Origin of the sequence: Mucilaginibacter metallidurans (genome assembly GCF_003286435.2) — a bacterium.
Classification (GTDB): Bacteria; Bacteroidota; Bacteroidia; order Sphingobacteriales; family Sphingobacteriaceae; genus Mucilaginibacter; species Mucilaginibacter gossypii.
This window is the reverse complement of the sequence record NZ_CP043449.1, coordinates 6,752,337-6,764,069: the sequence shown is the minus strand read 5'-3', so window position 1 is coordinate 6,764,069 and position 11,733 is coordinate 6,752,337. Positions and strand designations below refer to the sequence as shown.

Sequence of the window (11,733 nt, the reverse complement as noted above, 5' to 3'; positions counted from 1 at the left end):
CAAAGATAGGTTTTGATTTCGGATTTTGGATGTGGAACTTCGGATTTATAGGATAAGATACTTATTTTCGATAAACCTTAATCACATTATAATAGTAAACAACCCCGGTAGTTATGAAATTTAGCCTGTTAAGTGATACTAATTGGGAAACGAGGGTTGATAAAGTTCTTCATACTCTTTCAGACTTTGGATATACAGAGTTTTTCGAAAAAAGAAATTATGGCACTTCTCTTAATGGGGTTGTAGTAGTTTTCATGTGCAGAGATCCGGAACTTAATTTCAAGCAACGAATCAGGCATTCAAAAAAAGAGAAATTGCTTTATATGGATATAATGCTTGATTACAATGAATTTATCAAGATAGAACACGACGAAAGAGAAAAAATAATCGCGGAACGTCTTGCTTCTGAAACAATTGCAATAATTGCCAAATACAAATTTGATGACTTTGATTTAGAGAGGTTTGCAGCAGATATCAAAAGATGGCTCAAAAGGATAAAGCTATTGAAAAAAAGAATGGGCTATCAAACACCAAAATATCCCGATCCTTTCAATAAAAATTAATGATGGCCTGTTCTTTTCTTACCTTTCTCCTTTTACCTTTCTCCTTTCGCCTCAAAAATGTACTTTTGCAGACTTTTATAAAACATTGTTATGCTTAGAACTCATACCTGCGGCGAATTAAATATCAGCCATTTAGGCCAAACCGTTACTTTATGCGGTTGGGTACAAAAATCGCGCGATTTGGGCGGTACCACTTTCATCGACGTGCGCGACCGTTATGGTTTAACCCAATTGATATTTAACACAGATACAGATGTTACCCTGCGTGAAAAAAGCCGCGGGCTCGGTCGTGAGTTTGTGATCAAAGTTACCGGTGATGTAATTGAACGGGCCAGCAAGAATACCAAAATCCCAACCGGCGAAATTGAAATTGCCGTTACTGATATTGAAGTGCTTAATGCCGCCAAGCTGCCGCCGTTCCTGATTGAGGACGAAACCGATGGCGGCGAGGAACTGCGTGCAAAATATCGCTACCTCGACCTGCGCCGTAACCCTATCCGCAACAACCTGGTGCTTCGCCACAAAATGGCGCAGGAAGTGCGTAAATATTTAGATAATCTTGATTTTATCGAGGTAGAAACCCCGGTACTGATCAAATCGACTCCAGAAGGCGCGCGTGACTTTGTGGTGCCAAGCCGCATGAACGCAGGTGAATTTTACGCCCTCCCGCAATCGCCCCAAACTTTTAAGCAATTATTGATGGTGAGCGGCTTTGACCGTTACTTCCAGATAGTAAAATGTTTCAGGGATGAGGACTTACGTGCCGACCGCCAGCCAGAGTTTACCCAGATCGACTGCGAGCTTTCGTTTGTGAGCCAGGAAGATATCCTGAATATTTTTGAAGGCCTTACACGTCACCTGTTCAAAACTGTAAAGGGTATTGATTTGGTTGAACTGCCGCGCATGTTGTATTCAGATGCTATGCGTTTATACGGATCTGACAAACCCGACCTGCGTTTTGGGATGGAGTTTGTTGAGCTGAATGATATTGTTAAAGGCAAAGGATTTAGCATTTTTGACAATGCAGAACTGGTTGTTGGCATCAACGCCAAAGGCTGCGCAGGTTATACCCGTAAACAGGTTGATGAGCTTACCGAGTGGTTAAAACGCCCGCAAATCGGTGTAACCGGCATGATATACTGCCGTTACAATGAGGATGGTACTCTGAAGTCATCAGTCGATAAATTCTATAATGAAGATGAGCTGACCAACTGGGCCGCTGCTTTCAATGCCGAAAAAGGCGATTTGATGCTGATCCTGGCCGGTGGTGCCGATAAAGTACGCAAACAACTGAATGAGCTACGTTTGGAAATGGGCAACCGTTTAGGCCTGCGCGATAAAAATACTTTTGCGCCGCTATGGGTTGTTGACTTCCCGTTGCTGGAATGGGACGAAGAAAGCGGCCGTTATCATGCCATGCACCATCCGTTCACTTCACCCAAACCAGAGGATATTGCCATGCTGGATACCGAACCGGGAGCTGTACGTGCCAATGCTTATGATTTGGTGATCAACGGTACCGAAATTGGTGGCGGCTCTATCCGGATCCACGACCGCGGCTTGCAATCATTGATGTTCAAGCACCTTGGTTTCTCGCCGGAGGAAGCACAAAAACAATTCGGCTTCCTGATGGATGCTTTTGAATATGGAGCACCTCCGCATGGTGGTATTGCTTTTGGTTTCGATCGTTTGGCATCGATATTTGCAGGTTTGGATTCAATTCGCGATGTGATCGCATTTCCTAAAAATAATTCGGGCCGCGATGTGATGATCGATTCACCATCAACCATTGCCGAAGCACAAATGACCGAGCTAAAAATAAAAACAACGGTTTAACTAACCCAAAACATACACTGAGCCTCCTTTATTGCAAAGGGGGCTTTTATTTGGACCTCCATCATGAAAAAATATGTTCTATTGCTAAGCGCGGTTATTATTACACTGATGATGTCATGTGATAATTCAGCGAAATTAAACCGGGCTAAACAAGCCAAAACAGATGATTCGCTGATACGCGTTTACCTGAAGGCCAACCCGCAGATCAAAGTGCAGAAACACCCCTCCGGTATTTATTACCAGGTTTTATCCGAAGGCAAGGGGAGAAACCCTAACGAAAATTCGTTGGTCACTGTAAATTATACCGCAGCATTGTTAAATGATATGGTAGTTGATAAAGCGAGCGGTTTTTCAAGCTCGTTAGACCGTTTGATCAAAGGCTGGCAAATAGGCATCCCATTGGTAAAAGAGGGCGGCACCATATTGCTCATTGTACCCTCGGGCCTTGCCTATGGCGCAAATGGCGTAGGCCGCATCCCCGAAAACTCGGTATTGGTGTTCACTGTAGATTTAACAGAATTTAACTAATCCTCCCAAAATAAGTTCAATTATTGTAGCGTTCTGTAGCTTTTACGCGTCAAACTAATCCAAACAGAACTATTAACTAATGAAGAAATTTCTATTATTCGTATTCGCCCCGTTAGTGATCCTAACCTCGTGCTCAAAAGACAAATTCGATGCCTCAAAACAGGCAGCCACGGATGATGCCGCAATTAAAGCTTATATCGGTACCGACACTGCTTTTCATGCTACTGCTGATGGCTCTGGTGTTTATTACAAGATAGTAACCCAGGGAACAGGTGCAAATCCAACCATTAACTCGACCGTTAAAGTAACCTATACCGGCAAACTATTGGATGGAACTACGTTTGACTCGGGCACCATTAACCAAAGCCTGCAGGGGCTTATCAAGGGTTGGCAATCGGGCCTGCCGTATGTAAAAACCGGCGGTCGGATTATTTTGGTGATTCCCTCAAGAGAAGGCTACGGCAACAGTGCGGCCGGAAGCATCCCCGCAAACTCGGTTTTGGTATTTACAATTGATCTGCTTAGTTTTAGTTGATTTAATTAATGATATAGAAAAACTTTGCTGTTATGGTTTTTACCGCCGGCATGATGTGCTAAACACGGCAACCGGTACTCATACCGAATCAAGCGCCAATAACGAAGGCTATCCCACAAAGATGGTCTTCTTTTTTTTATCTCCACGGTAAAAATACCTTTTACCTTTCGCCTTTAACCTTTCACCTCCAAAAACTATCTTTGTACTGTGAGTGAGAAAACCATCCTAAAACTGCAGTTGCCTACCGATCCGCTTTGGGTTAAAAACGTGGTAGAGAGCAATATTGAAGAAATTTTGACCGATCATGCTTTTTGTGAACAAAAGGCGGCCAGCAATGCCATTACCCTTATTGTTCAAAACCCAAACCTGAGTGAATTGGTACAGGAAATGGCCCTATTGGTGCAGGAAGAAATGGATCATTTTAAACGCGTACATGATATTATATTGGAACGCGGTTATATCCTCGGCCGCGAGCGGAAGGACAACTATGTGAACGAGCTCAGAAAATTTATTATCACCGGCGGTGGCCGCGAAGCCCAGCTAATTGACAGGCTGCTGTTTTCGGCCATGATAGAGGCCAGGAGCTGCGAACGCTTCAAAGTGCTGTCCGAAAATATTAATGATGAACAACTGGCCACTTTTTACCACGAACTAATGGTAAGCGAAGCAACCCACTACTCCATGTTTATTCGGCTGGCCAAAAAATACGCTGAAGAAATTGATGTTGAAGCCCGCTGGAAACAATTTCTGGAATATGAAGCCCAGGTAATTCAGAACTACGGTAAGGGTGAAACTATTCATGGGTAAGTTTTGAGTCAGATGTCGAAAGTCTGAAGTGTTGATCTGTATACTACCTTGCGAGTTAGAACTATAGACTTTTAACTTAAGACTGTTCATGGCCTTTCCGCTGTTTTTTTAAATACCCCCGGGCCAGTACAAATATGGCGTAAGCAAGCGCGAACCTGCTGCTATTGATATCAGAATTAATATTAATGAGCGCAATATTTCATTTTACTGCAAAAACCGGGTCTTTGGTGTACGGCAAAGAGATTACCAGCGTACCGGCATCGGCATAAGCAACACCAAACAGCGCCTGGAATATTTATATTCCGGCAAGCATTTGTTAAATATAAGCAGCCTGAATAATGAGTATATTGTTCAACTTACTTTACAAACTTAAATTATGGTGCTTAAATGTATCGCCATTGATGATGAACCGCTGGCCTTAAGGCTTGTAAACGAATATGTATCACGCTTCCCGGCATTGCAAATGGTTAATACTTTTGAAGATGCTATAACCGGCGCCGAATTTTTAAAAAACACCCCAATAGATCTTCTTTTTGTTGATATCAACATGCCCGATGTTACCGGCATTGACCTTGTGCGCTCTTTGCAGGCAAAACCCATGGTAATATTTACTACCGCCTATAAAAAGTTTGCGTATGAGGGTTTTGAACTGGAAGCGATTGATTATATTTTAAAACCGATAGATATTAAACGCTTTACCAAAGCCGTTGAAAAGGCCATTGATTACTACAAGTACAAAAACAAGCCCACCGACGACGAAGCTAAAGAAAGCCTGTATGTATACTCCGAATACCGCATGGTTAAAATAGACCTGGATACTATTGAATATATTGAAAGTATGGAGGATTATATCAAGATCCATATCACTAATGATAAAACCGTCCTTACGCTGATACCCATGAAAAAGATATTGGAGAAATTGCCCTCCGCCAAATTTCAGCGCATTCACCGCAGCTATATCGTACCTGTTAATAAGATCCGGTCTATCCAAAACCGTAAGGTGCGGCTTACAAATGTTGAGCTCCCGGTAAGCGAAAGCTATAATGATTTTGCACGCAACTGGTCAAAACAGAAGTAAAATGAGCGCAATTCTTTCAATCGGCTTATCAATAATATTAATCAATTGGCTTTAAGCTTTACGCATTTGGCTTTTATATAAATGACTTTAGCAAACAATAAAACAAGGCAACATATTCAGCAGGTTGATTATATCAGGGCAATAGCTTCATTGGCGGTAGCTTTGTTTCATCTTGGCGGCAAATCATTGCCCGGCTTACACTATGGCTGGCTGGGCGTGCAGATGTTTTTCCTGTTATCCGGTTTTATAATTTGCTGGGCTATTCCTGAAAATTATAGCTGGGCCTTATTCCCCAAATACATTTTAAAAAGAATAACACGAATTGAGCCCCCTTACATAGTCTCCATATTATTGACCATTTTGGCCGGGTATTTATTAAACGCAAATTATCGGCCTGCTATCAGTAACATATTAACCCACTTAGCTTATATCAACAATTTTATCGGTCGCCCGTATTTGAACCCCGTTTACTGGACGCTGGGGATTGAGTTTCAATATTACCTGTTCATCGGTGTTTTCTTTCCAATTATTATAAAAAAGTGGGGCGCCATCTCCCTGCCCCTGATTTGCCTCCTGCCTTTATTTATACCCGTGCCCGGATCAACACTGTTAAACGTTTTTCCGTTTTTTGCTCTTGGCATATTATATTACCTGTACCTAACAGGTAAAAGAGGGTTAACTGAAGTTTTGATATATGGTGTAGCTGTAAGCGCTTATGGTTTTTATAGTGCGGGGTGGCTTCCTATGGTTGCCGGCCTTCTGGCACTTGTCCTTTTAATACTGCCTTTAAAGCGCCACCCTGTTATTACGTTTTTTTCCAACATCTCTTTTTCGCTATACCTTACTCATGATGTTGTTGGGAGTAGTCTTGTAGCTTTTATGGGTATGCACCTGCCAAAAACATTTGGATTCAGGGCGTTTGAGTTTTTAACAGGCATTGCTGTGAGTATCAGTTTTGCTTACCTGTTTTATCGCATGGTGGAGCTGCCCTGTTTACGGCTATCCAAACGGATCAGGTACTGATTACCTGGTTATTTACAGGCGGTTTAAACTTTTTTCCAATCCTTTTTACATTCACCAATACAAAAGCGCTATTCATCGATACATTATTGATGAATGCCGGCTTTAGTCCCATATTTATATCATAAACCAATTATAACCCATAAATGGTTTATTAGTACCCCTTTTCATAATAGTTGCGATAGTAGCGTCTGCGTGTTAGTAGTTACATGCAGGCGCTTTTTTAAAAACAGTATTCCGTTGGAAGCAAAAAAGTTACTCCCCTAATCAGCTTTTTTCTCATTTTATTAGTTCGTAAAACAAACGCGCAAAGCCTCGGCGATCCTGTGGTGAGCATCACCTTTGGCTCGGGCAGTTCAACACATTCGGGTGCCTTGCCTGCCGATTCGGGCTCAACCAGTTATACATATAGCAGTGCCAATTTCCCCAGCGACGGCTCTTATACCATTGAAAACACTACCGCGGGTGCAGGCAATGTCTGGTGGTCGGCCACAGACCATACAGGCAATACAGGCGGCTATATGATGGTGGTAAATGCCAGCGTATCCAAAACCGATTATTTTTATAAGCGCGCCATTACCGGTTTATGTTCCAATACCACCTACCAGTTTTCGGCCTGGGTAGTGAATTTGTTAAGAAGCAATGATATCAGCCCGCCTAACATTACTTTCGCCATCGAAAAAACTGACGGAACAATTATTCAAAGCTTTAATACCGGCACCATTGCCCGCACAAGCAACAATTATCAATGGGTGCAGGAGTCGTTCAATTTTACACTACCGGCTGGTGTCGGCGATGTGGTGATCAAAATGATCAATAACAGCGCCGGCGGTGCCCCTGCCAATGACCTTGCCATTGATGATATTGTTTTCAGGCCTTATGGCCCTGTTATAGAGGCCAGCTTCAGCACTTCAAGCTCAGCCAATACAGCATCGGCCTGTTCAGATGTTCCGCAGACCTATACACTCAATACGACCATCCCCAGTGGCTATACCGTTTTATGGCAATACAAAAACGGCAGTGGGGCCTGGATGGACATTACCGGAGCAAACAGCACCAGTTCAAATTACCAGATAACATCGCCGTCAGTGGCTGGTACTTATTACTACCGGGCAGTAACGGCGCAGGCGGGTAATATTAATTCGGCACTTTGCCGGTCTGCATCAAATGTGCTAACACTTACGGTTGGCGCACCGCCTCAATCAACAGCAACGGCCAATACACCGGTTTGCGCAGGCACAACGTTAACGCTAAGTGCATCAACCGGGGTGAGTTATCAATGGACAGGGCCAAATGGTTTTACATCGGCCATTCAAAGCCCAACTATCGATAACGTTACTGCTGCAGCAGCGGGTACATACTCGGTTACGGTTAAATCATCCTCGGGATGCGAAGTCACAGCAACCGTGCCGGTTGTAGTGAACGCCCAACCTGTTGCTGCTGTTGATGCGGTTGAGCCAATTTGCGAGGGGAGTTCGGTTACATTAAACGCCAGCGGAGGCTTAACCTATTCATGGTTGCCGGCAACGGGCCTTTCAGATGCCAGTATCGCTAACCCGGTAGCCAGCCCAACAGATAATACACTTTATACTGTAACAGTAAGTAACGGCACTTGTACCTCGACAGCCACAGTACAAGTAGATGTTATAAAAAAGCCTATGGCCAATGCCGGGCCCAACAGGTACATTACTCAGGGCCAGTCAACAACACTTAACGGCAGCACCAAAGGAACCAACGTAAGCTATTACTGGACGCCGACCGATAACCTGAGCAGCAGCCTTGAACTTACGCCTACAGCTGCACCAATGGAAGATATCACCTACACCCTGCATGTGGTATCAAACTCAGGCTGCGGTGACGAAGCAACCGACCAGGTATTTGTACGTGTTTATAAAAAAGTAGTTATCCCCAATACTTTTACACCCAACGGTGATGGGGTTAATGATACCTGGGAGATAGAGGCGCTGAATACTTACCCAACCTCGACAACGCAGGTATTTAACCGTTATGGCGGCCTGGTGTTTAAAAGCACAGGCTATCCTGAAGCCTGGGATGGCAGATCTAACGGCCAGGGTATTCCGTCAGGAACATATTATTATGTGATAGATTTAAAGAATGGGAATGTAATGAGCGGCTGGGTGATGGTGGTTTATTAGTTCATGGTTGATGGTTCATAGTTCATGGCGAAAATACGCAGGCAGGAACAATTCGCAGGCAACCATGATCTATGAACCATGAACTATGATCGGCTTCACCCCCACTACATGCAGTAAATAATTATCCATCATATCAATATCCACCACATCATTTAAAAAACCGATATGCATATCCGGACGGGTGATGAGTGCTTTTTTTTGGTTTTCTTTAATGGCGAAAGCATCGAAAACGTGTTGATTTTTTGTCGAAGGCGGCAGGTAAAAAAAGTTGAGACTGGCCCCATAGTTTTGGGTTATCCATTTGGCGATGGTAAACAGGTCGAGCTCTTTGAGCTTGCCTAAACAGATGAGCGTAAAACCCGGTTTATTGCACCATTCATGCAGATCGGTTTCCACCTCCCGTTTTTCGTCGAACACTTTGAGATAAGGTAGCCTGTCGCCTGCTTTGATCTGGCTGGCATGACTTAAGTTAAGGTTTATGGTGCTGTCGCGATAGGAGATACCGGTTTGTGATACCCGTTTAAAAAACGCTTCGCGAAGGTTGGGTTTACTCCATACCCATTTTAAAACAACAGGCAGCAAATATTTCTTCAGTAAGTTAATGAACCAGTTACGCGACAGGATCATTTTAAAGATCCGGTCGGTAGTATTAAGGAGCTCTTTTGCTACCGGCATCCTTTCCTGCGCATAGCTATCTAACACCGATACCTTAAGCTGGTTATTAACCACACCTGCCAGTTTCCAGGCCAGGTTATAGGCGTCCTGCAAGCCGGTATTCATCCCCTGTCCGCCAACCGGCGAGTGGATATGCGCGGCGTCACCAATTAAAAAGCAGCGCTGCTGCCTGAATTTATCGGCCATGCGGTGATGCAGACGGTAGGTAGTGAACCAGTTGGTATGTTCAACAATGATCTGTTGTTGGGTTACATCCCGCAAATGAGGTAACACCTCGCCAATTTGAAGCTCATCTTTTTTATCAAATTCATCGGGCAGGTTACCTACCACACGATAGCTCCGTTCATCAGGCATAGGGAAAAAACCTGCAAAGCCTTTTTTTGAAAGGAGCAGGTTAACCTTATCGCCAAAGTCGGCCTCTATTTTTATATCGGCCAAATAAAATTGATGCTGGTAGGTATCCCCGTTAAAAGGAATATTCAGTTTTTTGCGCACAGTGCTATGGGCACCATCTGCCGCAACCAGCCAGTCGCAGGTAATGGTTTGTTCCTCGCCTTTTTGCAACCTGAGTATTACCTTATCTGAATTCTGGCTTAGTGACAGCAGCGATGTGTTCCAGTATACCGGGCAGCAGTTGAGGGTAATAAAATCCAGCAATAACCGCTCATTTTTACTCTGCGGGTACATCTGGATAAATGGAAAAGCCGTTTGCGTTTCGCCAACATTGGCAAGCGAAAGACTGGCAACCTCTTCACCGTCCTGATTAAACTGTACACCTGCTGCCCGTTTACCATCATTGAGCACTTTATCGATGACGCCCATCTGCCGGTAAATCTCCATAGACCGAGCCTGAACTGCAAGCGCCTTTGAATGTGTGGTTGGTCCCTGCTTGCTATCAACAATTACCGGCTGCACACCATAGCGCAAAAGCTGAGCGGCCATCATCAAACCCGATGGACCGGCGCCTACTATTACAACCGGGGTATGCTGCTGGCTTATGGTCATTTATTACCGTGATAGAGTAAAAAGATGGTTGGGCGCTTGTGCAGGTCAGGCACTTTCTTTTGCCATTCGGCAATGGTTTTAGTTTGCACAAACTCGGTTGCGGAGGTCAGGTCGCAGGCTATGCAAAGCTTGGTTTTGGGATTGCCTGTTTTCAGGATCTCCTCAAGCATGGGGTTATTGCGAAAAGGTGTTTCGATAAATAGCTGGGTTTGATCAAGCTTTATGGCTGTGCTTTCCAACTCTTTGATCTTTTTAGCACGAAGCACCTTATCAATAGGCAAATAGCCGTGAAATGCAAAGCTTTGTCCGCTGAAGCCTGAAGCCATCAGCGCCAGCAAAATAGAACTTGGGCCAACCAGGGGTACAACCTTAATGCCCATGCGGTGGGCTTTATCCACAATCTCGGCACCGGGATCAGCAACACCGGGACAGCCGGCTTCGCTCATCAAACCCACATCATTACCTGCTTGCAGGCCTTTAAAGAAGTCAGCCTTACCCATGTCGCGGTTATGCTTGCCATAATCATGGATCAAAAGCTCGCTTTGCGGGGTTTTCAAGCCGGCCTCTTTTAAAAAGCGACGGGCGGTTTTTTCATTCTCCACAATGTACTCCTTGATACTGTTTATGGTACCAGTAAGGTATGGTGTAAATGATTTTGCAGCCGCGTCATCGGCCAGCGGTACGGGAATTAAATAAAGGGTTCCATAGGGCATATTGCAAAGTTGGTGTTTTTTGTTTAATTTAAGCTATCAAAAGGAGGCTGAAAAATGAAGCAATTAGGCGCAAACTGGTTTATAGAAGGTCATATTGATTTTGAACACAAAAAATATATCCTGTTAAGTTACCTGCAGGAAATTAATAGTCACTTTGATAACGGCCGGTTATATCCCAATCTGGCCGACCTGATATTCCATTACAACAATCTGGTCGATTTTAAAAAGAATAAATCGTTGTTACAGCAGGCTTTTCCGCAACGCTTAACACAGGCAGATATCGACGCAGTAAAGCTTACCTATCAAAAGATCATTATGGATGATCAAAGCATGCAGGAGATAGAGCAGATCATTACCTATGCCTTAGGCAAAATGGACCCGGCTATAAAAACTGGCAGGGATATTTATGATTTTGTAGAAAGCCATGTGAATATTGATCCGGTAGGCATCACCCCTTTAATGCCTTATAACGGCTATTTTTCGTTACAGAACGGCAGGGAACGAACCAACCGGATCTACGAGTACCAGATCACTATTTTTGAAGGCAAGGATGATAAATACCGCGGCATTAACGTAGCTTTTGTTGATGCCTACGAGCAAAGTATCACCAATACCCCCGAAAGCATTAAACTGCGTCTTATAAACAGGAACAAGTTTATGCCCAATCCTGCGGTTTATTATGTACACAGCGATATTACTTTTCCGCTTGAGCAAACACTGCTGCCGGTGGCCAAAAGAAGCCTGGTGAAGTATATTTCGAATGCTGCGTAATTGCTTATCAAATTTTTTTTATTCAGGAAGCAAGTGTAGTGTTGTT

At 43.9% G+C, this 11,733-nt stretch carries 11 protein-coding genes; 9 read left to right on the top strand and 2 right to left on the bottom strand.

The features are described 5' to 3' along the window. Positions 1–113: 113 nt before the first annotated feature. The 8 genes from DIU38_RS29115 to DIU38_RS29080 all read left to right on the top strand — a co-directional run bounded on the left by DIU38_RS29115 (position 114) and on the right by DIU38_RS29080 (position 8,523). Positions 114–563, top strand: coding sequence for a hypothetical protein (locus DIU38_RS29115; RefSeq protein WP_112658826.1), 450 nt, complete (start codon positions 114–116; stop codon positions 561–563). 90 nt (positions 564–653) lie between these two features. After that, on the top strand, positions 654–2,399 hold the full coding sequence (aspS, locus tag DIU38_RS29110) for an aspartate--tRNA ligase (RefSeq protein ID WP_112658828.1): 1,746 nt from the start codon (positions 654–656) through the stop codon (positions 2,397–2,399). Positions 2,400–2,462: 63 nt separating this feature from the next. Continuing rightward, a complete protein-coding gene (locus tag DIU38_RS29105; protein WP_112658830.1) occupies positions 2,463–2,927 on the top strand; it encodes an FKBP-type peptidyl-prolyl cis-trans isomerase in 465 nt (154 codons plus the stop codon). Positions 2,928–3,006: 79 nt separating this feature from the next. Next, positions 3,007–3,462, top strand: a complete 456-nt coding sequence (locus tag DIU38_RS29100) for an FKBP-type peptidyl-prolyl cis-trans isomerase (protein WP_112658832.1) — start codon at positions 3,007–3,009, stop codon at positions 3,460–3,462. 207 nt (positions 3,463–3,669) lie between these two features. Next, complete coding sequence (gene miaE / locus DIU38_RS29095) at positions 3,670–4,269, top strand: tRNA-(ms[2]io[6]A)-hydroxylase (RefSeq protein WP_208057661.1); 600 nt, start codon at positions 3,670–3,672, stop codon at positions 4,267–4,269. 376 nt (positions 4,270–4,645) lie between these two features. After that, a complete protein-coding gene (locus DIU38_RS29090; RefSeq protein WP_112658834.1) occupies positions 4,646–5,347 on the top strand; it encodes a LytR/AlgR family response regulator transcription factor in 702 nt (233 codons plus the stop codon). Between the two features lie 81 nt (positions 5,348–5,428). Then, complete coding sequence (locus tag DIU38_RS29085; protein ID WP_112658836.1) at positions 5,429–6,370, top strand: acyltransferase family protein; 942 nt, start codon at positions 5,429–5,431, stop codon at positions 6,368–6,370. A gap of 326 nt (positions 6,371–6,696) precedes the next feature. Continuing rightward, positions 6,697–8,523, top strand: coding sequence for a gliding motility-associated C-terminal domain-containing protein (locus DIU38_RS29080; protein ID WP_149354200.1), 1,827 nt, complete (start codon positions 6,697–6,699; stop codon positions 8,521–8,523). A gap of 69 nt (positions 8,524–8,592) precedes the next feature. Here DIU38_RS29080 and DIU38_RS29075 read toward each other — a convergent pair whose 3' ends face one another. Both DIU38_RS29075 and DIU38_RS29070 read right to left on the bottom strand, forming a co-directional pair. Continuing rightward, on the bottom strand, positions 8,593–10,203 hold the full coding sequence (locus DIU38_RS29075) for an FAD-dependent oxidoreductase (RefSeq protein ID WP_112658840.1): 1,611 nt from the start codon (positions 10,201–10,203) through the stop codon (positions 8,593–8,595). After that, a complete protein-coding gene (locus DIU38_RS29070; RefSeq protein WP_112658842.1) occupies positions 10,200–10,916 on the bottom strand; it encodes an SAM-dependent methyltransferase in 717 nt (238 codons plus the stop codon). Before DIU38_RS29070 ends, DIU38_RS29075 begins: the two co-directional genes overlap by 4 nt. Before the next feature lie 54 nt (positions 10,917–10,970). Here DIU38_RS29070 and DIU38_RS29065 point away from each other — a divergent pair, with 54 nt between their 5' ends. After that, a complete protein-coding gene (locus DIU38_RS29065; protein WP_112658844.1) occupies positions 10,971–11,687 on the top strand; it encodes a hypothetical protein in 717 nt (238 codons plus the stop codon). The last annotated feature ends 46 nt before the right edge of the window (positions 11,688–11,733 follow it).